A 22,813-nucleotide genomic window follows, 5' to 3' on the forward strand; every position below is an offset into this window, starting at 1 on the left:
GGTAAAAAAACTAGATTCTGGTTGACAAATTTTACAACAATTGTAATGATTATGAATGTAAATAAAACTATTTTACTATTTTTGGAGGTATAAGTAATGAAAATGAAAAGAAGTATAATTATATTGATAGGGTTATGTTTATTTTTTTCAACCTTAACTATGTTCTCAACTAACAAAGTTAATGCAGAAGAAATTAATAATGAAAATTCAGCAATCATTGATTTAAAATTGAGTGCAAGTGAAATGAAATTGCAAAAACAGTATGAGACAAGGCTTGTTGAAGAGTTAAAGAACAATGATTCAGACGAGTATCCAGAGGTTTTAGAAGAATTTATTAAGGACAATGAAAGCAAGATTGCTGAAAAATTAAAAGAGGAAAATGCTGAAGATACTGAAGCGATTACTATTAACGATAAGGAAGTAAGCCATAAATATAAAGTTGATGAAAATACTGTCTTGAATGTTGATGCTAATGGGATTACATTAGATGCCTTTGAAGAGGGGGCAGAAAGAGAAGCGACAATAGAAGAAGATTCAAGGTTAGAAGAAGATTCGAGTTTAGAAGAAACTGATGAATTTGAATATGGTTTCCTTCCTATAATAACGAAAGGTATAAGAAATACTTTCCAAGTACCATCTGCTTATGCAGCATCTTCTAAAACCAAATCAGCCAGTCATTATAGAATATGTTACAGTAATATTGGAACTAAATTATACACAGCAAAAATCGCTGCTGATTTCACATATAATGGTAGTACAGTTACAGCTCAAAGAACAACAAATTACATAAAAAGACATTTTGATGGGGCAATGTATAGTATATATGATAAAGCATCTGCTGTAACAAAGCCAAGCTCAAAAAAGCGCACTGCTTATCAGTCAGGAATGGTTAGTTGGGGATTGCACATAAAAGGAGTAGGTTTGGTTTTTGAGGAAAAGTATATACGAGTGAATGTATCAAGTGATCATAATGGTAAAATTAGTAAATCTTCTGTATTAGAATAAGGTGTGGGTGAAATGACAGGATCCTTTTTATTAATAATAGTTGCCATAGTTATCAGTTTGGCCATGTTTAAAATAACCAAAAAGAATAAGTGAGGGAACAGACGTTAAAAGTTAAAGGGGAGCGTATTAATCTCCTTTAACTTTTTTTTTATTAGTTTTATGTTAATTAATTATTACAATCTCTATTGTAATAAATTTGATTATCCTCTATCTTCTTATCTTGTGGAAGAAATTAGCTCCTTTTGAATGTAAATAAAGCGTGATATTGATGTGCATCACTTGGATTCCCTTTCACAATCACTCTTACCTGTTTCTACGCATTCTGTTAAATTTTTGGTCTACTGTGTTTGTTCTCCACTGCTCGTTTTCGACCATTCAAATTGATCAATAAATCCATCACCTTTCAAATCATTAGAGTAAGTTTGTTTTTCTTGGGACCCCTGGGGTTTCTGTTCTGCTTCTAATTGGGCCTGACGGTGCTCTTTTGCAATTCTTATTATGGACGGTATTCCTGAACCTAAAACTAAGTCAGCCCGTATATGGGTGCTTTGTTAGAAAATATTTGAAATTAGTGCAAATGATTATTAAATGTAACTCTCGGCGAAACTCTTACTGCATCAATATTTCTGACTAAAGATCCAATGAGTACATTCTTATTAACAAATAGTTTTTCGTAGATATATCGTATTTTTCGCAGATAAATTCTGTTATTCGTAGATAAGACTGCAATTTTCGCAGATAAATTCTATTTTTCGTAGATATTTATAGTAAAATGCTAGTTTGTTATTTATTTTTGAATGAACTTTATTTCAGAACATCATCGAAAATGAGTGTATTAAAGTTAAATATGGCATTTGACCTAATAGAAAAGTGCAAAATCCTCTAATAAAAAAACCCCTTGCGTCATCTGCATGATAAATACGACGCAAGGGGTTTTTTAGGAGGCTTTTTTTGGTAGGGTTTCATTCTAAAACTGATGAAGGTAAGAAAATAAACTCAGTAAATCAGTTATTTAGAAAAGTAACTTGTGAAGCGGAATTCCCTGCTTCTTCACCATATTTTTCCACTACAAACGTAACATAGTCGTCCTTGGAAAGACCAATAGGCAACCCATTGACTTTGTCTACGGGAATGTTCTTAGGGTTGTCGAGATTCGTATATCCATTATCATACCAAGCAAGCGCTAAGGATTTTAAATCTTTATATCCATAATAGTTTGAGCTTTCTTGGTCATTTTCTAAAAAAGTAACTTGTGAAGCGGAATTTCCTGCTTCTTCGCCATACTGTTCCACAACAAATCTAACAAAGTCATCCCTGGAAAGACCAATAGGCAACCCATTGACTTTGTCTACGGGAATGTTCTTAGGGTTGTCGAGATTCGTATATCCATTGTCATACCAAGCAAGCGCTAAAGATTTTAAGTCCTGATACCCATGGTAGCTTGATTCTTCTTTTTTTTCACTATGAAACAGCGTCGTTTGATTTGGCATAAATTCTCCTAGCCCACTTACCGCAATTCCTCCAGCCATAGTGAAAATGCCTAGTCCTGCTACTAAACTTTTTATCATGGAAATTCCTCCTCTTAATTTGTTTCAATAGATAGACGCATGACGGAGGATGAAAGTTTTCCCATATTTAAAAAATAAGTGAATGTATCTGGAATTCGATGTATTAGGTCACCAAACGCATGTATCCTTTATAACTTGGACTGAACGGAATCTCTTGCTGAGCGAGTTGAAAGAGGTGTTAGTAGCAAACAAAATCATTCGTTTGCATTCTCACGCCCATGTTAACGAGTCGAGCAGGAAGGAATGTAATACTGCTGATGGTCTGTGATCATTATGAATTTTCCCAGTATGCAGGTAGAGTTACAAACATGACTTCAAGAATGCCAGCATTCATAGATACTATGGGTGAGAGGCTGTTTATGCTTCTTTGTTACATAAATGTAAAGGCGTATCTTCTTTATTTTCAACCATACATCAAGTATTCTTAATTTGAATAGCATCTACTGTAAATGAGGGATAAGGCGTGAAGCAAATATATAGTGATATCATACAATTTAGGGGAACACATTATGAGTTTGGATACATGCAGGGGGAGGAGTTTAAGGATTCATTAACGGTAAAGAATCGTGAAGATCAGTGGAAGATCAGGCAGCCGCGATTTACGGTCGAGGAAGGCGAGGTCAAACGGGCGATTACACAGTTCGCTCCTGGAGTGTGGGAGGAATTGCTTGGGATGCAGGATGCGCTGAAATGGCCAATTGAGCGTGTGCTCCAAGAATTTGGAGGGTACCGCTTGGATTATGTTCGGTCTGGATGCTCGATCATGACAGGTGATGATTATCTGATTCGCAATTATGATTACCATCCAAAGACATATGAAGGACGTTATGTGTTATTCCAGCCAACCGATCAAGGATATTCAAGCATCGGCCCAAGCCAGCGGGGGACTGGAAGGATGGATGCGATGAATGAGAAGGGCTTGGTGATTGGGTATAACTTCATGAATCGAAAGAATCCTGGAGATGGCTTCATTTGTTGCATGATCGGCAGGCTGATTGTGGAAGCCTGTGCGAACGTAGAGGAAGCGGTGGCGATGTTGAAGGAAATCCCCCATCGGCATTCTTTCACGTACGTCGTCTATGATCGAAGCGGCAGTACATATATTGTGGAAACATCTCCGAGAAATGTGGAGGTGCGCACGGCAAGTGCCTGCACGAATCACTTTGAAATCATGAAAAATGAAAATCGTCACCATCTGATAGATTCAAAACGCCGGTTGGGGATCATTCAAGAGCAAGAAGGGAGCCTTTCGTCTGCCTACGAGGCATATCGCCTGTTCAATGATTCCAACCAAGGTGTCTTTTCGGATTTATATAGCAGCTGGGCCGGCACGATTCATACTTCCGCTTATTTGCCGAAGGAATTGAAGGCTTGGATTGCTTTAGGGGGCAATCAGGAGCCCACGATAATCGATTTTGCGAAGTGGCTAAAGGGAGAAGCTGTTGAGCTGGATCGGGTCAGGGGTGTAATCGATACGGATATTCCGTTCGTGCATATGGATGAGGGAGCGAATTGGTTCCGGACTTGAGCAATGAAAAACGCCCCACTGTTAAGTGTTGAATAATGTTGTTGTGTTTAACGGGCCCAATCACTCGATTGGGCTTTTTCCTGCATTTATTTTTTTGTACATGTTATTGGAGGTTCGCCCAGTAATATTATATGATAATGTTACATATTTTGGATAACAACCGTACTTGTACAATGAATGAGGGGATGAGCGAATGTTTTCGACAGCTTTCGGATGGTTCAGGTTCATTACAATAATAGAGGGAATTTCTTATGTTCTCCTGTTGGCTATTGGCATGCCCATTAAGTACATATTGAATATTGGTGAAGCGACACTCATTTTGGGCAGCATCCATGGATTTTTATTCGTCGTGTTTGGTCTTTTACTTCTTTATGTAAGCCTTCAATCAAAGTGGTCCTTTGTAAAAATGGCACTGATCTTCATCGTTTCATTTATCCCGTTTGGGAATTTTGTAATCGATCGAAAGGTATTGAAACAAAGTTAACCCTTTACATGATTAGTAAGTGCAATTTCCTGCAGATGCCTTCCAGTCAATGGAAGGCGTTTTTTTTATGGATGTAAGCTTGATGTAAGGTTGACATAAATGTGCTGTAAGAATGAGCTTATATAGTATAAATATCAACAATCATGATGAGGTGAAACAAATGGAACCATTATTGAAAGTGGAAAATATCAAAAAGATATATGGGAAGTCAAGTGCTGCTTACACGGCGCTGGAGAATATATCTTTTGACATTCATGAAGGAGAGTTCGTGGGAATCATGGGGCCATCAGGAGCGGGGAAATCTACCTTGCTTAATATGCTGGCAACGATCGATTCACCGACTGAAGGCAAAATTTATATGAGAGATGTAAGCATTCACGATATGAAGGGGGCCGATTTAACGGATTTCAGACGTGATAATCTTGGATTCATCTTTCAGGATTACAATTTGCTCGATTCATTGACCGTGAAGGAAAATATATTGCTGCCAATGGCGATTGCAAAAATGCCAGCAAAAGAAATCGATATCTCGGTGAACCGCATAGCTAAAGTATTTGGCATTGAAGATTTATTAGCTAAATATCCGTACCAAATCTCCGGTGGACAAAAACAGCGGACAGCCGCAGCAAGGGCGCTTGTAACTGAGCCTGCACTGATCTTGGCTGATGAACCAACAGGGGCACTCGATTCAAAATCAGCAACCGATTTACTGGAAAGCTTAAGTGAGCTAAATGAGAATAATCACTCGACCATCATGCTGGTAACACATGATGCATATGCGGCAAGCTTCTGCAATCGCATCATATTTATCAAGGATGGTACACTTTCCAAGGAAATTCACCGTGGTGTCCTAACGCGTAAAGCTTTCTTCCAAGAAATTATGGATGTCCTTGCAACTATTGGAGGTGAGGTAGATGACGTTATTTAGCCTGGCGAGGAAGAATATTGTCCGAAACCTATCCCAATATTTTTTATATATCGCATCCATGGTTTTCAGCATCATCATCTATTTTACATTCGTAACGTTGAAATACAGCGATACGATTGCAGAACAAACGGCTTCATCACAAAAATTAGATTCATTAATGAGTGGAGCGGCAGTCATCCTGATTTTCTTCGTTGCCATTTTCATTGCCTATTCAAATTCATTTTTTATGAAAAAACGTAAAAAGGAAGTCGCATTATATGCATTGCTCGGCGTACGAAATCGTCAAATTGGTTTTATGCTCTTCTTTGAAAACTTATTGCTAGGCTTGGTTTCATTAGTCGTGGGGATTATCCTAGGTTTTTTGTGTTCAAAGGGACTCATGACGATTTTGATTTATTTGATGGGCTATGATGTCATTGCACCATTTACTTTTTCCGGAACTGCCGTTTTGAACACCTCGATCGTATTTCTAATTATTTTCTTGGTGACATCATTTCAGGGCTATCGTTTAATTTACCAATTTAAATTGATTGATTTATTCCATGCTTCTAAAAAAGGGGAAGCGGTCCCGAAGCCATCGAAGGGTGTAGCCATTCTTGGAATCCTGCTGATTGTCATCGGTTATTGGTTGGCGATGCAAGATCTATTTACTTCTAAAGTGTGGGAGAAAGTCGGCTTTTTAATGACGGCACTCATCATCTTGACAACAGTTATTGTCGGTACGTTTTTGTTGTTTCATAGTGTGACAGGCTTTGTGTTGGAGCTGATCAAGAAAAATGAAAAATGGCTATGGAAAGGTCTGCATTTGATGACGATTTCCCAACTGCTCTATCGCATTCGGGGCAATGCACGTACATTGACCGTCATTGCGGTGTTAAGTGCTACGACGGTAACGGCAGGCGGTGCAGTTTATGGTCTTTATTACAACACAAACGATCAGGTTTTGACTGCTGATCCCAGTACGTTCATGTATCGGCAAACGGATGCGAAAAGCGACGAAGAAGTCAGCGCCATTTTACCGGATACAAAGTATGATGAAGTGATCGAAGCACTGTCCGTCACCTTTCATGCGAAAGAGCTAAATGACTTGGATGGTTCAGGCAAGAGAATTTACACGGTTATCGACGAAGAAACATATAACAAATTAGCGGCCATACAAAACAAGGATGTGCTGCGTTTGAAGGAGGATCATGCTGTCATTCTCGATATAGGATATGACGAAAGGCTCTCTCCAGACTATAAGGGAAAGACGATCACGACAAAAAACAATACGGCAATCACATTTCAAGGCGTTAAGACACAAACGGTTTTAAATGCGGGTACAGCAGGCATCACGGTTGTCGTATCCAATCATACATTTGAAGCATTGCAAAAGGATGGGGAGTCGCTAACATATCGTGTCATTGGTATGGACAAGGCATCCGTTGATTTATCCGGGGAAATGGCAAAGGAGATACCTGAAGAAGGGCAATTTTCCAGTGCGCCGCAAGACTTTCAACTGGCCCTCGAAAGCGTAGGATCCCTGCTCTTTATCGGGAGCTTCCTTGGTCTCGTCTTTTTAGCTGCGACAGGAAGCATCATTTACTTTAAAGTTTTAACTGAAGCAGAGGAAGATAAATCACAATATAATATGCTTCACAAGATGGGCGTCAGCGCTAAAGAAATGCGAAAATCGATTGCTTCACAAGTGGTCGTCATTTTCTTCGTACCTTTGGCAGCAGGATTATGCCACAGTGTTGTCGCTTTAAAAGCATTTTCTAGTTTATTGATGATGGACCTGGCGAAACCTGTGCTGATCTGGATGGTTGCCTATACGGTGATCTATGGTCTGTATTATATCTTAACGGTAGCTTCTTACAATCGTATTATCACACAAAATAATAAAACGGAAGGATGATCGAGATGAAGAAATTTCTTATGATAGTTGGAATTTTGTTTATACTGGGAGCGGCAGGAGTCTTCGCTCTTACTAAACTAGACTTTAACCGCATGAATGCCGATAATTATTATTTGCAAATTACGGAGGATGGAACACAGCATGAACACAAACTTGACGATGGTTCGGTGATGACTTCTTATTCATATAAACTGGAGGCCACAAATGCTGATGGTGAAACGGAGACGCTTGAATTCACGGCACAAAAAAATCTGCGGAAAGATGCCTATTTGAAGGTATACGTGAAGGATGAAGATCAAGTATCTTCCTATGATGAAGTGACATTCGAGGAAATCCCAAAGAAGGCCCAAGAAAAGCTTAAATAGGAAAGAAGGGCTGTCCGTAAGTTGTGGACAGCCCTTCTCTGTAATAAAAATATTTATAAAAGTATCGTAATGGTCGTTCCCTTATTTTCAATGCTAGTCAAGTCCAGCTTACCTTTATGAGCGTGTATAATATCCCTTGCAATGGCCATCCCCAAGCCTGTTCCGTGTGTGTTGGCGGTACTCGTACCTCGATAGTAGCGTTCAAAAATTTGTGCCAAATCTTTGGCGGGAATGCCGCTGCCATTATCGGCAATGGTAATTTGGGTATGAGTATCTGATTGTTGATGAATGGCATCAATTTGGATTTTCACGACGACATTTTCATCATTATGTACGAGCGCATTGTAGATTAGATTGAAAATTGCCCGTTTCAGTAATTTTTTATCCACTTGATGGATTGCTTTATCGACATTTGCCTCGAATTCAATCTGTCGATCCCCAAATGATGAATCATTTAACAATTCGATCGTCATTTCGCGTATGAATCCAACGATATCAATTTCTTCAAATTGTATAGGTAGTCGTTGATTTCGCAAACGCATCGTTAAATTGAGATCATCTAACAAATCCTTCATATATATGGACTGTCTATTAATAATGGCTATATACTCATCCAATTCTTGCGGCGTTAAATCCACGGCGCTTTCCCTCATCAATTCCGTATACCCAAGGATGGAAGATAGTGGTGTCTTCATGTCATGTGAAATGTTGCTAATCCATTCTTCACGCATGTTGTCGAGTTGATTGCGTTCTTTTTCATACTGATCTAACTTTACCGATAGTTCATTCATATTGCGAAATACATCTTCATAAACGCCCTTTGGTATGCTCATCTTTTTAAAGCGCCTATCCCGAAGCTGCTGTATTCCTTCTATTAAAATGTGGAGCGGACTCGTTAACTTTTTTCCAAATAAGAAACCAATGACTAATGCAATCATGATATCGACGGATAGAAATAGTAAAAGGATGATGTTGATGTACTTTAAAAGGCTATCATAATTATAGGACAATACATACCGGCCTATTCCTCGATCTTTAACTCCGATAAAATAGCTGAAATTGTGGGCTTCACCGACAAAAACAGTCGTCTCAGAATCAACTTCCTTGTACTTATACATTTGGACGATTTCAGCAGGAGTATATACGGTTTTCAATTGCTGAGGGGTGTAATAGGCTGCAACTTGCTGCCCCTTATCATTCAAAAATTGTATCCATGCGTTATTATTCCTCAGACTTTCTCGTCCTTCTTCATTTACCTTTGGTTTATTATCTTTGAGGTCTACATATTGTGAAAATTGCCTGCTAAAGTTCTCCGCAGATTCCTCTTCCGTGTCTATATGAACAAAAAGTAAACATATAAGCAAAATGGTATTCACAATCCCCACGATCACTACGATCGTCACAACGGATCCTAAAAAGCGGCCTGTCAATTTCCACTTCATCTTTGTTTGCCCTTGGTTTGCAATTTATACCCAAGTCCCTTTACGGTTAGGATAAAAGCTGGCTTTGAAGGATCTGCCTCGATTTTTTCGCGTAAGCGGCGAATATGGACCATCACGGTATTATCCGAGCCAAAAAATTCATCGCCCCATACATGTTCAAACAAAGTTTCCTTGCTTAAAATCTGATTCGGATGATGCATGAAACAGCTCATCAATCCGATTTCTTTTGCGGTGAGCTGAATGGGCTTGCCATCCTTCTTCAATTCGGTTTCATTTGCACTAAGCTCAAACGGACCAATCAGCAAATTTTTCGGGACGTGTTTTTCCTCTGAAAAACCAGCTCGTCTCAGCTGCGCCTTCACCCGGTAGGCAACCTCCTTCGGACTGAATGGCTTGGTAATGTAATCATCGCCGCCAATCGCCAACCCTAAAAGCTTGTCGATTTCCTCATCCTTTGCCGACAAAAATAAAATGGGTACATTGGAAACTTCACGAATACGCCTGCATAAATCATAGCCTTCGCCATCAGGCAGCATGATATCGAGTAAGACGAGAGCGGGATCAAGCTCTTGGAATCGAGCCCATCCGTCTGCAAGCGTCCCTGCCGTCACAATATTAGCCATGCCTTCTTTATGTAAAACGGTCTCCATGAGATGTGCCAAATCTTGTTCATCGTCAATAATTAAAATCCATTGTTCATTAGACATCGTTTTGCCTCCTTAACATCGCTCTTACCCTCCAGTATAGTGCACAAGCAGACTGTATCAAAGGTATCTGCAGTGTTTTTTACTCCGAGGCATTGTATGCCTGCTGTTTAGGAAGCAGCATTTGGCATGAAGGTTCCTAATGCTTGGTAAAGTTTGTATGATGGGCTGTTTAAAGAATGGCTGGGCGGTTCATGCTAAGTAGTATGGTTGGAGGAAAAAATAAAGGAGAAAAGAATAATGGAAACGAAAAAAGTGTTACCCGTCCTTTTTTTGGTGATGTTTTTGGTGATGGTCGGATTTGGAATCATCATTCCTGTCATACCTTTTTTGGCAGAAAAGGTTGGCGGCAGTCCTACGGAGTTGGGGCTGTTAATGGCAGTGTATTCGTTCATGCAACTGTTTTTTGCACCGATATGGGGGCGCATCTCCGACAGGGTGGGACGTAAGCCAGTCATGGCCATCGGCATTGCTGGATTGGCCGTTTCGTTTTTCATCATGGCTCTAGCAGATTCTTTATGGGGATTATTCGTAGCCCGGATTGTTGGCGGCGTTTTATCCTCGGCAAACATGCCGACGGCCATTGCATATGTAGCTGATATCACGAAGCCGGAAGAGAGGGGAAAGGGGATGGGAATCATCGGGGCAGCCACTGGGCTAGGCTTCATCTTTGGACCGGCGATTGGCGGAATATTCTCCAAAACAAGCTTGAATGTACCCTTTTACATAGCGGGGATTTCCTCTATGATTACCTTGCTGCTCGTGATGTTCCTATTGAAGGAATCACTTCCAGTCGAAAAGAGAGCCCCTCGATTTAAAAGTAAACAGTCCAGATGGAGTGGCTTTAAAGGCCCTCTTAGTTACCTGTTCATCCTACAAATGATTGTCACGCTTTCGATGGCAGGACTTGAAACGACTTTTGCTTATTTTGCGGCAAAAAAGGCTGATATCAGCCTTGTGCAATTAGGATACATCTTCATGATCATGGGATTTGGCAGTGCGATTGTCCAAGGTGGCCTGGTGGGCAGGCTGAGCAAGAAATACGGGGAAGGTGTGGTCATCCAGTTGGGGCTCATCATCTCCGCAGTAGGATTCGCCCTCATTCTGTTTTCTTCCGGCTTCTGGACATCGGCGATCTTCCTTACGTTTTTCGGTATGGGAAATGGGTTCATCAGACCGGCGATTTCGGCACTGCTGACGAAAAGGTCTAATACGGGACATGGCAGTATCACCGGACTGCTTTCTTCCTTCGATTCCTTCGGAAGGATTGCCGGTCCTCCTATAGGCGGTTGGTTATTTTCCATTTCAAATGGCTTGCCATTTTTATCGGGCGCGATCCTTTCCGTTTTTGCATTGATTCTTTTTCAGAATTATCAAGCCCGCGCTAATCGAATCGAAGCTCCTTATAATTGTTGAAGCACAAAAATCCCCCATCTCTAGAATGGGGGATTTTTTGCGAAAAGAATGCACCAGGTCATCCTTGAATCAGATTGAGAAATTTACGTGTGCGCGCTTCTTTCGGATTGGTGAAAATTTGGTCGGGTGTTCCCCGTTCCATTATTTTTCCTTCATCCATGAAGATGACCTCGTCGGCGACCTCACGAGCGAAACGCATTTCATGAGTGACGACGATCATTGTCATGCCTTCTTCTTTTGCCAAGTCTTTCATTACCTTCAGCACGTCTCCGACTAATTCAGGATCCAGGGCCGAGGTGGGTTCGTCGAACAGCATGACCTTCGGCTCCATGGCCAGGGCCCTTGCGATGCCGACACGCTGCTGCTGTCCGCCGGACAATTGAAAAGGGTAAAAATCGATTTTTTCACCTAATCCAACCTTTGTCAGCAGAGCCGTCGCCGTTTCTTTCGCTTGATGTTTCGCTATATTCTTCACAATGATCGGACCTTCCATTACATTTTCCAGGGCCGTTTTGTGGGGGAAGAGATTATAGCTTTGGAATACCATCCCTGTCAAACTGCGGAAAGAGGTAATCGATTTTTTCTTGACCGGCTTATTGAAGTCCATCACCGTTTGATCGATCTCAATCGTCCCGTCCGTAGGCACCTCAAGGAGATTCAAACACCGAAGAAAGGTTGTTTTACCTGAACCAGAAGGTCCGATCAGTACGATGACTTTCCCTTGCTCCACTTCCAAATCGATGCCCCTTAATACATCAAGGTCACCAAACGATTTATGAAGATTCTTAATGTTGATCATGTTAAAATCTCCTTTGACTGCTGTGGTTCTCATTTTGCTACATAGCGATTAAGCTTGTCCTCGATACTTCCTTGTATGAAAGATAAAATCGTACACAAAATCCAATATAGGGCAGCGGCTTCGATGTAGAGTAATAGAAATTCATAGTTTTTTGCAGCGATCTCTTGTGCTTTGCGGAATAATTCCGTAACAAGGATCAGTGATGCGAGCGATGTATCCTTTAAAAGGCTGATGAACGTATTTGAAAGCGGGGGAATGGATACACGAGCCGCTTGCGGCAAGATGATACGTTTCAAAGCTTGGGTATATGTCATTCCAATTGAATAGCCTGCCTCCCATTGCCCTTTTGGTATCGATAAAATCGATGCACGGATAATTTCCGAAGCGTATGCTCCAACGCTTAGTGAGAATCCGATGATAGCCGATATAAAAGGGCTGATGGTGACGCCTAGGTTCGGCAGCCCATAAAAGATAATGAATAATTGCACAAGTAATGGTGTCCCACGGATGATTGACACATATACTCGTGCAATTATTTGAAATATTTTAATTGAAGATAATCGAGCCAACGCAGTAAGAACTGCGAGAATAAGACCAAGAACGAATGTAATCAAAGTTAGTGGAATTGTATTTTTAATAGCTCCCTCTATCATCGGATAGAGGGAGGTTTGCGCGATGGAAACAAGCTGGTTCATACGCTCAGGGTCGTTGAAAATATTACTTAGGAGAAACATCTTCACCGAACCATTTATCTGAAATCTTAGCGTACGTGCCGTCGTCTTTCATCGCTTTTAATGCTTTGTTTACTTCATCCACTAATTTGCCGCTGTCTTTTCTGAACATTAAACCACTTGCAGCTCCGTTTTCTTCCTCATCGGCCACTTTAATTGGCGCATCCGGGTGCTGCTTTTTATAATCAAGGAACGACAATTTGTCATTGATCGTGGCATCCACCCGTTTGGAACCAATAAGCTGAACACTTTGGGAGAACCCTTCGATGCCGGTAACTTTAGCTCCATGGGATTCAGCCAGATCATTGTAGTTGCTCGTTAAGGATTGTGCCGAAGTTTTACCTTTTAAGTCATGGAACGATTTAATATCTTTATTATCCTTGTGAACAAGCAGTACGGCACCTGATTGAATATAGGCATCCGAGAAATCATATTTCTTTTGGCGGCCTTCATTAATGCCCACTTGGTTTGCAATCATATCAAAACGTTTCGCATCCAACCCTGCAAACAGGCCGTCCCATTGCGTTTCCTTGAATTCAGCTTTCACTCCAAGGCGTTTTGCCACTTCTTCAGCAATTTCAACGTCGAAGCCCGTTAATTTGTCCGAATCATCGTGGAATGTGAAAGGAGGATATGTACCTTCAGTTCCGACTGTTAATACGCCATCTTTTTTAACTTTATCGTATAGATTTTCTTGTGAAGAAGATTTATTGTCGGTATTGTTTGCCTCGTTTTTTGTATTTGAACCACAAGCGCTAAGTACAACCGTGAAAGCTAACAATAGCGATAAAAGTGCAACCATTTTTTTCATTTCGGTAGACCTCCTAGTAATCTGATAGGGATTGATACTCTGTGATACTATACAAGAAAAGGAAAAAAGTCAATGAAAATAACTTATATCATTAGTGTGAATGAATCTTGATGAATTATACGGATTTTCACGCATTGAACCGAATTCGTTTCAATGCGTGAAAATCCGTTTAGTTTCCATTATGAAGGGAAAAAATACCTGGTTTACCTAACGCAGTGCGCCAAAGAATCGTATCAACTTAAAACTATTGCACGATATTTTTACACTGTGGCGGACCTGCTTGCCTGATCCTTGTTTTGTCCAAAAATCGATAAATCGCCAAACTCGCGGAAAAATGCGTCGGTTTCGCAGAAAAATCGCCAAATTCGTAAAAAAATGCGTCGAATTCGCAGAAAAATCGCCAAATTCACAGATAAAAGCTTCTGTTTCGTGGATAAATTTTCATTTTCCAAGAAAAAAGGCTGCCGAGCTCCGGCAGCTTGCAACGATTATTCCTTTGCACTCATCAAAAATCATTTAGCTTCCAGTAAATTGACATGATTGACAGTTTGATCTTCACCAACTATGAATTGTAGTTCATAATCACCTGTCTTGTAGATGTAGTTGATTTCATCCGTGCTTGAAATATGACGGATTTGATCGGCACTGCCAAGTTGTTCACCCAATACTTTAGGGGTGATGCTTCCTAAGTTATGATCGCGTTCTACATTTGTCCCCAAATATCTGATTTGGGAAATGGTCTTATCTTCGCCATAAGTGAAGGAGAATCCAGGGTGTCCCATTTCTGGATGATAAAAGTCAAAAGTCCCATCGTCATTGCCAGGTTCTGGGGGAGATCCGAATGTATTGTATACGTCTTTTTGGGTATTTTCCTTAATTTTTAAGCCTGTGGCAGTATAAGGCATTTCGCCTGAAAAGGCCTTATTGTAGATTTCATGTAAAGTGGTGATAGCGTGTGTCTTCGCTAAGCTGGAGGAGTCCTCCACCGTGGATGCGGCTTGAACCGGTTCAGTCGAAAAGGATGCACCTGCACCTAAAAGGGAACCGGTCAGAATAGCGGCACTAAGCATTCTGGTTGCTGGTTTTTTAGATAACATTTCTTATCCCTCCTATATGATACTTTTCCACCAATTCCTAGTCATGAAACATTTTTTCGGCCATTAATCGCCCAGTTAAGGTACTGCGCACCGTAGAAAAGTCAGCATTCCAACAGCTTTGCCCGAATGCTTTAGCTGCTTGCCAACACTACTTGTTAAATTCGCTGAAATCTTCTATATATAAAGCTACATAACCGCAAATGGGGCATACAGATGCTTTAGGCTTTGCAGATACACTCCTGAAAAGTCCCAACTTTTTAATGATCTTGAGTCCATTCATGCCGCCTTGAACATTCACTTGGCAATCCTCTATCATATCAGCATGGCAATGAGTACAAAGTCTTTTCATTATCTCCCTCCATTCCTGTAAAACTTCCTTTCTTGTTAATTCAAGCCTCATTTTAACATGAATATCCAACAGCCCATGACACTGATTTAAGGCGTTTGTTCCAGATTGTGATATCGAAAATCTTCTACCATTTAATGTAATGAGATGATATAATATTTGTGAATTAATTCACAATCACCGGATGAACGATTATCTCATATGAAGAAAGCGGGTTGGTTATATGCTGAAGAAAGTGGTTTTAGCAGGCGGGACTGGTTTTGTCGGACAATACTTTGAACAACATTTCAGGAACCTTGGATATGAAGTCGTCATCATTTCCCGGCAAACACCCCATATTGGCTGGGATGATAGAAAAGGAATAAGGGAAGCCATCGATAATTCGGAAATGCTGATCAATCTCGCCGGTAAAACGGTCAATTGCCGCTACAATGAGAAGAATAGAAAAGAAATTTTGGAATCCCGCACGGACACGACAGAAGTGCTCGGACTGGCAGTTGAGCAATGCGGAAATCCTCCTTCATTATGGATAAACTCCAGTACGGCGACGATATACAGGCATGCAGAGGATAAACCCATGACAGAAGGGAATGGAGAAATCGGTTCAGGATTCTCCGTCGATGTAGCGAAGGCATGGGAGCGTTCATTCTTTCGTTTCCAATTACCGGAAACGAGACAAATTGCTTTGCGGATAGCCATTGTTTTGGGTAATGGCGGCGTAATGACTCCTTATAGGAATCTAGTCAAATTCGGTCTGGGTGGCCGCCAAGGATCAGGGAACCAAAAATTCAGTTGGATACATATAGAAGATTTGTTCAACATTGTCCTTTTTCTAAAACAGAATGAGGGGCTTGAGGGAGTGTTCAATTGTTCCGCGCCTAACCCAGTCACTAATCGTGAGCTGATGGCACAGCTGAGACAGGCGATGAATAAAAAGATGGGCATGCCTTGCCCCGAACCATTGCTTACTATGGGCGCCTTCTTCATGGGGACCGAAACGGAATTGATCTTGAAAAGCCGCTGGGTCAAGCCTGAAAGATTGATAAAGGAAGGTTATGCCTTTACATTCAATCATCTGGATGAGGCGCTCGAACAGATTCTGTCTAAAGCTATATAAAATTATAAAATCCTGTAAAAAGATTGCTATAATGATAGGAAAAAGATCATGAATGGAGGGGAAGCGCATGGTCAGCATGCTTCCATCTGAAAAAGTCCGAAAATTCAAAACAGGAATATTCACAGAGCTTTCCGGGCGCAAGCAGGAAGCGATGAAACGAGGAGTGGATGTTATCGATTTGAGTGTAGGAAGTCCTGATCTACCACCGCCTGATTTTGTCATGGATACGCTTGTCAAGTATGCCCAGGATATTAATTCCTACGGATATACGTTAACGGGAACGCCCGAATTCCAGGAGGCTGTGCGATATTTTTATCAAGCCCGTTACGGAGTGGAACTGGATGAAGAGAAGGAAGTCCTTCAACTGATGGGATCCCAGGATGGCCTGGCACACTTGGCAATGGCGATGATAAATCCGGGAGATTATGTGCTTGTGCCGGATCCGGGATATCCCATTTACGAAGCTAGTGTAAAGCTTGCCGGTGGAATCATACATCCGATGCCGCTTACAGCAGAGAATGAATTCCTGCCGCAGCTTAACGAAATCTCTGAGGAAATAGTGAAAAAAGCAAAGATGATGATCATTAGTTATCCCGGAAATCCAGTCACAGCCCTGGCTGATGAAAGCTTTTTCGCAGAAGTGATCGCGTTTGCGAAAAAGAACGATATACTGGTGGTTCATGATTTTGCCTATTCCGAATTGATTTTTGATGATCATCCCCAAATTAGCTTCATGTCGATCCCAGGTGCCAGAGAAGTGGGAATTGAATTCAATTCACTTTCGAAAACATTTAATATGGCCGGCTGCCGCATTGGATACGTAGTCGGCAATAGCGATGCGTTGAACATATTGGGAACATTGAAATCACATATTGATTATGGAGTTTTTTATCCTATCCAAAAAGCTGCCGCAAAGGCGCTTACTTCCAACTTTTCATTGCTATCCGATCAGGCTCGGGAATATGAAAGACGTCGGGATGCCTTGATAGCAGGTCTTGCAAAAGCTGGGTGGCATGTGCCGAAAACATCCGCCACCATGTTCATTTGGGCCCGGATTCCAGCAGGGTGGAAGTCTCGCGATTTTGCCTATGCCTTGATTGAAAAGGCAGGAGTTACCGTTGTCCCAGGAGATGCTTTTGGGAAACAGGGCGAGGGTTATGTGCGAATGGCTTTGGTCCAGCCACCCGAGCGATTGAAAGAAGCGGCAGAACGGATAGGACTGTTCCTGGAGAAAAATCGATTGTAGGGAACATATTGGATAAGCTTATGAGTATCATCGACCGGTGTGCTGGCGATCGCTCACTAGTACATTGATAAAGAAAGAACGTCAATCAACGATTGAACGTTCTTTTTTTGTTGCTAATAGTCACTTACTTTTCATCACTCGATTCGAAATGAAATAGGCCATTACAGCTGAGAGCGCAGACATTATCATGACAGGCAATTGCGGCTGTGAAACCATACCGGGAGAACCGGCGATAGGAGTTGCCCCTGAAAAATCAGGAGTATATGCAGCAGTTAGAATCAGTCCGGATATCACTTGTAATATCGTGAATAACAATAGGAAACTAATTGTAAAGAAAAGATACTTCTTCATATGTTTCACCTCCTCTATTACATACGGATGACTTCCATGGAAGTTCCTTTAATTTACATTTTGTTATTGAGCGCCTCATAAATGTCCAAGCTTATTTACATTAGGAAAGTATAAAATGCCTTATATAGAGTATCAAGGGCTTGAAGCTGTTACTTACTTATTGAAATGGGGGAATCTGTAGACAAAAGAGGCCGCATCCGATTATTAATATAGAGTGCAGTGCATTGGAACGGTCGGAGTCCCATTCAGCAAAACTGTGGGAAATGGCGTTTCCTTCCTTGTTTTCATGAAGGTTCTAGCGTTTTCCAACCCTACTTGGGGGATTAAGAGAGAGGGAATTTGAAAGAGATTAGAGCGATAGATTATATGATGCATTTCCCGAACGGAAAAAGGACAAGCCGCATACTATATAGCAAGTCCGGATGCTTAATGAAACGGGCTTAATATGATAGATAGGGGGGCATGGCAATGATCAACTGGAAAGTGCGCCTTAAGAATCCAACGTTTATATTCACGGTTCTCCTTCCTGGGCTTTTGTTATTGGTACAGATGGTTGCGGCGTTCATAAACAATTTCATTCACCCAATCGGCTTTACCATTAGTGATGATGCATTGAGCGGGGCTTTGGGCATCATCAACTTTATAGCCATTACATTCTTTGGGGTCGGCGGTGTGATCGATCATACCACTAAAGGGCTAAGTGATAGCGAGAATGCTCGAAGTTATGATGAACCTAAATAATGGTACTCCATTGAAGATATAGAAGGAACCAGATAACACCGTTCAGGTTACACACGGTAGTTATCTGGTTTTTGTGTTTTAAGATGCTGGAAACGAATTGTGGATGTTTTTGACATGAAAACGAAAAAGGCAACATACATTTAAAATCGTGGTTCATTTTCAGTTTGGGGAGGAAAAAGAATGAGTTATCGTTTACCAGTTTCAAAATGGCTCGGGGCCATCGTTTTACTTGTGGCTTTATTGGGGGCATTCGTATTAAGTCCTGCCAATGCTTCAGCGTCCATCAATTATGGTGATGAAGTTGCCGCGTTGGCAAAGAAGCATGTGGGAAGCTCTTATAAATATGGAGGGACGACACCAAAAGGGTTCGATGCGAGTGGTCTGACCCAGTATGTATATAAAAATGCCGCGACAGAATTGAAGATTCCGAGAACTAGCGTCGATCAATATAAAACGGGCAAAGTCATACAACAAAAAGATTTAAAAACAGGAGATTTGGTGTTTTATGCCACAGGTAAGAAAGGGCAGGTTAGTTTTGTGGGAATCTATTATGGAAATGGCACATTTATCGGGGCCACATCCAAAGGAGTCAAGGAAGTGAAAATGATAGATAAGTATTGGAAGGAAAAATATATCGGCGCAAAACGGGTCATTAAGTGACTATGTAACGTTTGAAGCACCATAAGGAAAAGGAGCCTCGAATTTTCGATGCTCCTTTTTCTATTCATTCAATGATAATATCGGTTAAGACAACATTGCCATTGCGAACTTTTATTACCGCCATCGAAGGACTAGTCAATGCACGCGACTCCATTTGCTTTGCTTTTTCCTCTGATGCGAAATAATTGTCCAGGCCGTATTTAATCTGGATGCTTGTTGCCTTTTTCAATTCATAAGGAATTTGCAATTCCCCTTTTAGGTACATTCCTTTGCTTGGTTTCTTTTTCGTTACGGAATCGACTTCATATAGTCCGCTGCCGTCTTGTTTCAAGCGTACATAGACCTTTTTATAATCTCCCATATTCCTTGCTTTGAACTCGGATTTGATCGAATCGGCAAGTTGGGAAGGCTGGACCGTTTCAATGTCATATTCGAGGGCTACATAGCTGCCCCTAAACAAGTCTGTCGGATCGACGGGGGCCGTTTTGATTTTGATTTCTTCTCCCGTCATTGTTGTCAAGAACGGAGGAAATGCCAAAATCAATAGAATCAAGACCGGTATGGAAAAAACGATGAATGGTTGGAATGCTGAATTATTCATGGAGATGGCCTCCTTTTTTTCGTTGATTTTCAAAGAAAAAGCCAAACCCGATAAGCATGATGCCGCCGATGATGAATGTAAGCGATTTTGGCAAAAAGTCAAAGGAATCGAGATAATATCTGAAGATCAATGCACATATAATCACGATGCTGGTCAAACTGCCTTTTAGAATCAGATATAGCAGGAAAACAAAATAAGCTAAAGGGAACCAAATCGAAAACTCAAAGGTAAGGAATAGTGCCGTAATGCCATGTAAGATGTGCCCTTGGATGTGAATGACGTTTCGTAATCCAGGTGTAACCGGGATGAAAGCCAGCAGGATTCCGAGCACAAACAGGATGGAAAGGACGATCGTATTCGAGTTTTCCAAATCAAGCTTCGGCACGAATTCCATTAGAAATAGGGCGATGGTATTGATGGCTAATGCATTAATGAAAAAGGCAGGATACTTAGGGTAATTGAATTTTTTCAATAGGATGTATAAAGCCGGTAAAAACACAATGATGGCTAACGGATAAGATGTTTCATCAAGGAATATACTTCCATTGATATAAATGAACAGCAGGAACGAAGTAAAAAGGAGGATGAAAACATCCTTTAAGTAGTAGCAAATGAATACCGTTCCGATGGCCCACAATAGGAAGGAACTATTGAAATTGATGACAATGTTGAACATTTGTTCAATTAGGAAGATCCCAGCCCCGAATATTAAGATACCGACATAATGCAGGCTTCTTGCTGTTTTGGGATAGCGCAGCTGCCACTTTACACCAGCAACGTTCACTCCAATCAAGCACGCAATGATAAGCAGGAATTTCACGACTTTATCTAGATAGATCCAGTTACTGGCTACGAAGGTCAAAACGCCCAAACCTAACAGCAATGCCCCGATGGACAAGAGAATGGTGACGAAGCTCATATTCCCTTTCACGGCATAGGAATCTAACATCTTCTCTTTTTCTTGCTCGGAGATGATTCCTCCCTCTTCAAGGTAATTGAACTCATTTTTTAAAAAATCGAATTGCTTTTTCGTTATTTCTTTATGACCCAAAATAATTCCCCCTTCCACATTTTACTATTATACAATGTATTCTCTCCCACCCTCGAATAGATGTTGTTATTTTCCTTCTACCCTCAATGAAAGGAATATAACTAATTTTTTTTAGTACCTTGCAATAAACAATACCGTGTGGTAAATTATTTGCATAAGATGTATTGTTTGATGATCAGTACTGTTTATTGAACTATACCTTAAGATTCCTAAATGAGGAGTGATGGGTCCATGAATGTACAATTTAAGAAGGGTGTCCTCGAGCTGTGTGTTCTCGTTTTATTAGATAAGCAGGACCGTTACGGCTATGAGCTCGTACAGAAGATTTCAGATCAGATCGAGATATCGGAAGGGTCCGTATATCCGCTTTTAAGACGGTTGACGAAGGAAGAATATTTCACGACTTATTTGCAAGAATCGACGGAAGGCCCTCCGCGTAAGTATTATAAGCTTACGGACAAAGGCCGGGATTACCTTCAAGAGTTGCTGACGGAATGGAATGAATTTTCCAATGGAGTCAATCAATTAATCAAGGAAGGTGTGAGCCAATGAATAAAGAACAGTTTTTAAAACAGTTGAATGACTCTTTAACAAGGCTTTCATTAGAGGAGCGGCAGGATATCCTGCAGGACTACGAAGAATATTTCACAATAGGGATGGAGCAAGGAAAGACAGATCAGGAAATTTCCGCATCGCTCGGGAATCCTAAACAGATTGCCAAGGAACTGCTGGCCACCTATCATCTTGGCCAAGTCGAACAAACCACTTCTGCCGGTAATGTCATGAGGGCGGTTTGGGCCGTCATTGGCTTGGGCTTTTTCAATCTCGTCATCGTATTGGGTCCTTTCATAGCACTGGTTGGAGTCGTCCTTGCAGGCTGGGCATCGGCGATAGCATTCATTCTTGCTCCGGCCGCCGCATTGCTTAACCTTATAGTGAGCAGCTTTCAATTATTTGATTTGTTCTTCTCATTGGCATTATGCGGGCTTGGGATTTTCATGGCCATGGGGATGTTTGTCGCTACGAGAGCCCTGACGAAGGGGTTCATTCGTTATTTGAAATTTAACGCATCCCTTGTGAAAGGTGGTTTGAAAAAATGATCAATGTTAAAAAGTTATCGGTCATAGCTCTTGTTTTGTTTTTGATTGGAGCAATAGGGAGTGCGTTTACGTTTTCCCAAGTGACGAATCAGAGTGCGACGACAGAGGTAAAGACGATTTCGGATGTCGTGACGAACATAAACATCTCTGCTGACAATGCCACCGTCGAGATCATCCGGACGAAGGGTCAGGAAACCAAGGTAGAGCTGGTTTCAAAAGGGGTGGAGAACTCCAAACTGGATTTCACTGCAGATGTGGATGGTAAGAAGCTAACCGTGAAATTGAAAAATCAGCTTACCTTTAGCTTTGGTTTCCATATTCAATCTCTACATCTAAAGGTTTATGTGCCCGAGAGAGCGTATAAATCCTTAGCAATCAAATCCGACAATGGTAAAGTGAAAATATCGGATATGAAAAGTGAATATGTGAAAGTGAAATCGGAAAATGGCCGAATCGAATTAAATGAGATACTTGCGAAAAAAGTTGAAGTGAATTCTTCGAATGGAGCGGTGGAGCTCGATCATGTTGAAGGTGAACTGGTTGGATCCTCGAATAATGGCAAAATCATGCTGATTACAAAAGACTTGGATAGGAAGATCGATCTCGAAAGCGATAACGGTAAAATCATGATTCAAACGGAAAATGAACCGACAAATACGACTTTCGATGTCTCGGTCGACAATGGTAAAATCGATATTCTTGGCAAGTATGAGGGCAGTACTGTCATTGGCAAGGGTGAAAACCTGGTGAAATTGGAAACGAATAATGGGAAAATCGAAATAACGAAATAGCAATCAATGAAAAAGCCGGCCAAAAGAAGTCGGC

The 22,813-nt window shown here is 41.1% G+C and carries 25 protein-coding genes; 14 read left to right on the plus strand and 11 right to left on the minus strand.

The features are described 5' to 3' along the window. Positions 1-96 precede the first annotated feature (96 nt). On the plus strand, positions 97-1,005 hold the full coding sequence (locus MHI53_RS03440; protein ID WP_285768775.1) for a hypothetical protein: 909 nt from the start codon (positions 97-99) through the stop codon (positions 1,003-1,005). 1,004 nt (positions 1,006-2,009) lie between these two features. Here MHI53_RS03440 and MHI53_RS03445 read toward each other — a convergent pair. Further along, the gene (locus tag MHI53_RS03445) at positions 2,010-2,573 is read right to left on the minus strand and encodes a hypothetical protein (RefSeq protein WP_340372762.1); all 564 of its coding nucleotides are present in this window, start codon (positions 2,571-2,573) and stop codon (positions 2,010-2,012) included. Between the two features lie 463 nt (positions 2,574-3,036). Here MHI53_RS03445 and MHI53_RS03450 point away from each other — a divergent pair, with 463 nt between their 5' ends. The 5 genes from MHI53_RS03450 (at position 3,037) to MHI53_RS03470 (ending at position 7,775) form a co-directional block, all read left to right on the plus strand. Beyond that, positions 3,037-4,101, plus strand: a complete 1,065-nt coding sequence (locus tag MHI53_RS03450) for a C45 family peptidase (RefSeq protein WP_340372763.1) — start codon at positions 3,037-3,039, stop codon at positions 4,099-4,101. 193 nt (positions 4,102-4,294) lie between these two features. Continuing rightward, on the plus strand, positions 4,295-4,585 hold the full coding sequence (locus tag MHI53_RS03455; protein WP_061143553.1) for a DUF3817 domain-containing protein: 291 nt from the start codon (positions 4,295-4,297) through the stop codon (positions 4,583-4,585). Positions 4,586-4,745: 160 nt separating this feature from the next. After that, entirely contained in the window at positions 4,746-5,513 is a 768-nt protein-coding gene (locus tag MHI53_RS03460; protein WP_061143630.1) for an ABC transporter ATP-binding protein, read from the plus strand. Continuing rightward, entirely contained in the window at positions 5,500-7,410 is a 1,911-nt protein-coding gene (locus tag MHI53_RS03465; RefSeq protein ID WP_340372764.1) for an ABC transporter permease, read from the plus strand. The genes MHI53_RS03460 and MHI53_RS03465 overlap by 14 nt, the downstream gene beginning before the upstream one ends. A 5-nt stretch (positions 7,411-7,415) precedes the next feature. Then, entirely contained in the window at positions 7,416-7,775 is a 360-nt protein-coding gene (locus MHI53_RS03470; protein ID WP_061143551.1) for a YxeA family protein, read from the plus strand. Positions 7,776-7,828: 53 nt separating this feature from the next. Here MHI53_RS03470 and MHI53_RS03475 read toward each other — a convergent pair whose 3' ends face one another. Both MHI53_RS03475 and MHI53_RS03480 read right to left on the minus strand, forming a co-directional pair. Beyond that, a complete protein-coding gene (locus tag MHI53_RS03475; RefSeq protein ID WP_340372765.1) occupies positions 7,829-9,217 on the minus strand; it encodes a HAMP domain-containing sensor histidine kinase in 1,389 nt (462 codons plus the stop codon). Beyond that, positions 9,214-9,924, minus strand: coding sequence for a response regulator transcription factor (locus MHI53_RS03480; protein WP_340372766.1), 711 nt, complete (start codon positions 9,922-9,924; stop codon positions 9,214-9,216). Before MHI53_RS03480 ends, MHI53_RS03475 begins: the two co-directional genes overlap by 4 nt. A 237-nt stretch (positions 9,925-10,161) precedes the next feature. Between MHI53_RS03480 and MHI53_RS03485 the strand changes: the two genes are divergently transcribed. Further along, the gene (locus MHI53_RS03485; RefSeq protein ID WP_340372767.1) at positions 10,162-11,337 is read left to right on the plus strand and encodes an MFS transporter; all 1,176 of its coding nucleotides are present in this window, start codon (positions 10,162-10,164) and stop codon (positions 11,335-11,337) included. Positions 11,338-11,395: 58 nt separating this feature from the next. Here the strand turns inward: MHI53_RS03485 and MHI53_RS03490 are convergent, their stop codons facing one another. The 5 genes from MHI53_RS03490 to MHI53_RS03510 form a co-directional block, all read right to left on the minus strand. Then, positions 11,396-12,136, minus strand: coding sequence for an amino acid ABC transporter ATP-binding protein (locus MHI53_RS03490; RefSeq protein WP_061143547.1), 741 nt, complete (start codon positions 12,134-12,136; stop codon positions 11,396-11,398). A 29-nt stretch (positions 12,137-12,165) separates the two neighbouring features. Beyond that, a complete protein-coding gene (locus MHI53_RS03495; protein WP_061143546.1) occupies positions 12,166-12,870 on the minus strand; it encodes an amino acid ABC transporter permease in 705 nt (234 codons plus the stop codon). Next, positions 12,854-13,678 carry an amino acid ABC transporter substrate-binding protein gene (locus MHI53_RS03500; RefSeq protein ID WP_061143545.1) on the minus strand — a complete coding sequence of 275 codons (825 nt, stop codon included), beginning with the start codon at positions 13,676-13,678 and terminating at the stop codon, positions 12,854-12,856. Before MHI53_RS03500 ends, MHI53_RS03495 begins: the two co-directional genes overlap by 17 nt. A gap of 512 nt (positions 13,679-14,190) precedes the next feature. Continuing rightward, a complete protein-coding gene (locus MHI53_RS03505; RefSeq protein WP_340372768.1) occupies positions 14,191-14,775 on the minus strand; it encodes a YjgB family protein in 585 nt (194 codons plus the stop codon). A 148-nt stretch (positions 14,776-14,923) separates the two neighbouring features. Further along, positions 14,924-15,124 (minus strand): hypothetical protein, encoded by a 201-nt coding sequence (locus MHI53_RS03510; protein ID WP_061143542.1) that lies wholly within the window; start codon positions 15,122-15,124, stop codon positions 14,924-14,926. A 220-nt stretch (positions 15,125-15,344) separates the two neighbouring features. On the opposite strand from MHI53_RS03510, the gene MHI53_RS03515 reads away from it, so the two are divergent. Together MHI53_RS03515 and MHI53_RS03520 are read left to right on the plus strand one after the other, a co-directional pair. Then, positions 15,345-16,238: a TIGR01777 family oxidoreductase gene (locus tag MHI53_RS03515; protein WP_340372769.1), complete on the plus strand. Its 894-nt coding sequence runs from the start codon at positions 15,345-15,347 to the stop codon at positions 16,236-16,238. Positions 16,239-16,305: 67 nt separating this feature from the next. Next, on the plus strand, positions 16,306-17,484 hold the full coding sequence (locus tag MHI53_RS03520; protein WP_260320271.1) for an LL-diaminopimelate aminotransferase: 1,179 nt from the start codon (positions 16,306-16,308) through the stop codon (positions 17,482-17,484). Positions 17,485-17,604: 120 nt separating this feature from the next. Here the strand turns inward: MHI53_RS03520 and MHI53_RS03525 are convergent, their stop codons facing one another. Further along, positions 17,605-17,835: a hypothetical protein gene (locus MHI53_RS03525; RefSeq protein ID WP_061143540.1), complete on the minus strand. Its 231-nt coding sequence runs from the start codon at positions 17,833-17,835 to the stop codon at positions 17,605-17,607. Positions 17,836-18,303: 468 nt separating this feature from the next. Between MHI53_RS03525 and MHI53_RS03530 the strand changes: the two genes are divergently transcribed. Further along, positions 18,304-18,576: a phage holin gene (locus MHI53_RS03530; protein ID WP_061143539.1), complete on the plus strand. Its 273-nt coding sequence runs from the start codon at positions 18,304-18,306 to the stop codon at positions 18,574-18,576. A 180-nt stretch (positions 18,577-18,756) separates the two neighbouring features. After that, on the plus strand, positions 18,757-19,236 hold the full coding sequence (locus tag MHI53_RS03535) for a C40 family peptidase (protein ID WP_340372770.1): 480 nt from the start codon (positions 18,757-18,759) through the stop codon (positions 19,234-19,236). A gap of 64 nt (positions 19,237-19,300) precedes the next feature. On the opposite strand, the gene MHI53_RS03540 is transcribed toward MHI53_RS03535, so the two are convergent. Together MHI53_RS03540 and MHI53_RS03545 are read right to left on the minus strand one after the other, a co-directional pair. After that, positions 19,301-19,837, minus strand: a complete 537-nt coding sequence (locus MHI53_RS03540) for a GDYXXLXY domain-containing protein (protein ID WP_340372771.1) — start codon at positions 19,835-19,837, stop codon at positions 19,301-19,303. Beyond that, positions 19,830-20,888, minus strand: a complete 1,059-nt coding sequence (locus MHI53_RS03545; protein ID WP_061143536.1) for a DUF2157 domain-containing protein — start codon at positions 20,886-20,888, stop codon at positions 19,830-19,832. The genes MHI53_RS03540 and MHI53_RS03545 overlap by 8 nt, the downstream gene beginning before the upstream one ends. Positions 20,889-21,119: 231 nt before the next feature. Here MHI53_RS03545 and MHI53_RS03550 point away from each other — a divergent pair, with 231 nt between their 5' ends. Genes MHI53_RS03550 through MHI53_RS03560 form a run of 3 tightly spaced genes read left to right on the plus strand, consistent with a single transcriptional unit; the run spans position 21,120 to position 22,779 of the window. After that, positions 21,120-21,440 carry a PadR family transcriptional regulator gene (locus MHI53_RS03550; protein WP_061143535.1) on the plus strand — a complete coding sequence of 107 codons (321 nt, stop codon included), beginning with the start codon at positions 21,120-21,122 and terminating at the stop codon, positions 21,438-21,440. After that, a complete protein-coding gene (locus tag MHI53_RS03555; protein ID WP_340372772.1) occupies positions 21,437-21,988 on the plus strand; it encodes a DUF1700 domain-containing protein in 552 nt (183 codons plus the stop codon). The genes MHI53_RS03550 and MHI53_RS03555 overlap by 4 nt, the downstream gene beginning before the upstream one ends. Continuing rightward, on the plus strand, positions 21,985-22,779 hold the full coding sequence (locus MHI53_RS03560; RefSeq protein WP_340372773.1) for a DUF4097 family beta strand repeat-containing protein: 795 nt from the start codon (positions 21,985-21,987) through the stop codon (positions 22,777-22,779). Before MHI53_RS03555 ends, MHI53_RS03560 begins: the two co-directional genes overlap by 4 nt. The last annotated feature ends 34 nt before the right edge of the window (positions 22,780-22,813 follow it).

Source organism: Peribacillus sp. FSL E2-0218 (genome assembly GCF_037992945.1).
GTDB lineage: Bacteria > Bacillota > Bacilli > Bacillales > DSM-1321 > Peribacillus > Peribacillus simplex_B.

What these genes read in the sequence shown, in the direction of transcription:
- MHI53_RS03440 (WP_285768775.1), top strand. Translation starts at nt 97, where the DNA reads ATGAAAATGAAAAGAAGTATAATTATATTGATAGGGTTATGTTTATTT.
- MHI53_RS03445 (WP_340372762.1), bottom strand. Translation starts at nt 2,573, where the DNA reads ATGATAAAAAGTTTAGTAGCAGGACTAGGCATTTTCACTATGGCTGGA.
- MHI53_RS03455 (WP_061143553.1), top strand. Translation starts at nt 4,295, where the DNA reads ATGTTTTCGACAGCTTTCGGATGGTTCAGGTTCATTACAATAATAGAG.
- MHI53_RS03460 (WP_061143630.1), top strand. Translation starts at nt 4,746, where the DNA reads ATGGAACCATTATTGAAAGTGGAAAATATCAAAAAGATATATGGGAAG.
- MHI53_RS03465 (WP_340372764.1), top strand. Translation starts at nt 5,500, where the DNA reads ATGACGTTATTTAGCCTGGCGAGGAAGAATATTGTCCGAAACCTATCC.
- MHI53_RS03470 (WP_061143551.1), top strand. Translation starts at nt 7,416, where the DNA reads ATGAAGAAATTTCTTATGATAGTTGGAATTTTGTTTATACTGGGAGCG.
- MHI53_RS03475 (WP_340372765.1), bottom strand. Translation starts at nt 9,217, where the DNA reads ATGAAGTGGAAATTGACAGGCCGCTTTTTAGGATCCGTTGTGACGATC.
- MHI53_RS03480 (WP_340372766.1), bottom strand. Translation starts at nt 9,924, where the DNA reads ATGTCTAATGAACAATGGATTTTAATTATTGACGATGAACAAGATTTG.
- MHI53_RS03485 (WP_340372767.1), top strand. Translation starts at nt 10,162, where the DNA reads ATGGAAACGAAAAAAGTGTTACCCGTCCTTTTTTTGGTGATGTTTTTG.
- MHI53_RS03490 (WP_061143547.1), bottom strand. Translation starts at nt 12,136, where the DNA reads ATGATCAACATTAAGAATCTTCATAAATCGTTTGGTGACCTTGATGTA.
- MHI53_RS03495 (WP_061143546.1), bottom strand. Translation starts at nt 12,870, where the DNA reads ATGTTTCTCCTAAGTAATATTTTCAACGACCCTGAGCGTATGAACCAG.
- MHI53_RS03500 (WP_061143545.1), bottom strand. Translation starts at nt 13,678, where the DNA reads ATGAAAAAAATGGTTGCACTTTTATCGCTATTGTTAGCTTTCACGGTT.
- MHI53_RS03505 (WP_340372768.1), bottom strand. Translation starts at nt 14,775, where the DNA reads ATGTTATCTAAAAAACCAGCAACCAGAATGCTTAGTGCCGCTATTCTG.
- MHI53_RS03510 (WP_061143542.1), bottom strand. Translation starts at nt 15,124, where the DNA reads ATGAAAAGACTTTGTACTCATTGCCATGCTGATATGATAGAGGATTGC.
- MHI53_RS03515 (WP_340372769.1), top strand. Translation starts at nt 15,345, where the DNA reads ATGCTGAAGAAAGTGGTTTTAGCAGGCGGGACTGGTTTTGTCGGACAA.
- MHI53_RS03520 (WP_260320271.1), top strand. Translation starts at nt 16,306, where the DNA reads ATGGTCAGCATGCTTCCATCTGAAAAAGTCCGAAAATTCAAAACAGGA.
- MHI53_RS03525 (WP_061143540.1), bottom strand. Translation starts at nt 17,835, where the DNA reads ATGAAGAAGTATCTTTTCTTTACAATTAGTTTCCTATTGTTATTCACG.
- MHI53_RS03530 (WP_061143539.1), top strand. Translation starts at nt 18,304, where the DNA reads ATGATCAACTGGAAAGTGCGCCTTAAGAATCCAACGTTTATATTCACG.
- MHI53_RS03535 (WP_340372770.1), top strand. Translation starts at nt 18,757, where the DNA reads ATGAGTTATCGTTTACCAGTTTCAAAATGGCTCGGGGCCATCGTTTTA.
- MHI53_RS03540 (WP_340372771.1), bottom strand. Translation starts at nt 19,837, where the DNA reads ATGAATAATTCAGCATTCCAACCATTCATCGTTTTTTCCATACCGGTC.
- MHI53_RS03550 (WP_061143535.1), top strand. Translation starts at nt 21,120, where the DNA reads ATGAATGTACAATTTAAGAAGGGTGTCCTCGAGCTGTGTGTTCTCGTT.
- MHI53_RS03555 (WP_340372772.1), top strand. Translation starts at nt 21,437, where the DNA reads ATGAATAAAGAACAGTTTTTAAAACAGTTGAATGACTCTTTAACAAGG.
- MHI53_RS03560 (WP_340372773.1), top strand. Translation starts at nt 21,985, where the DNA reads ATGATCAATGTTAAAAAGTTATCGGTCATAGCTCTTGTTTTGTTTTTG.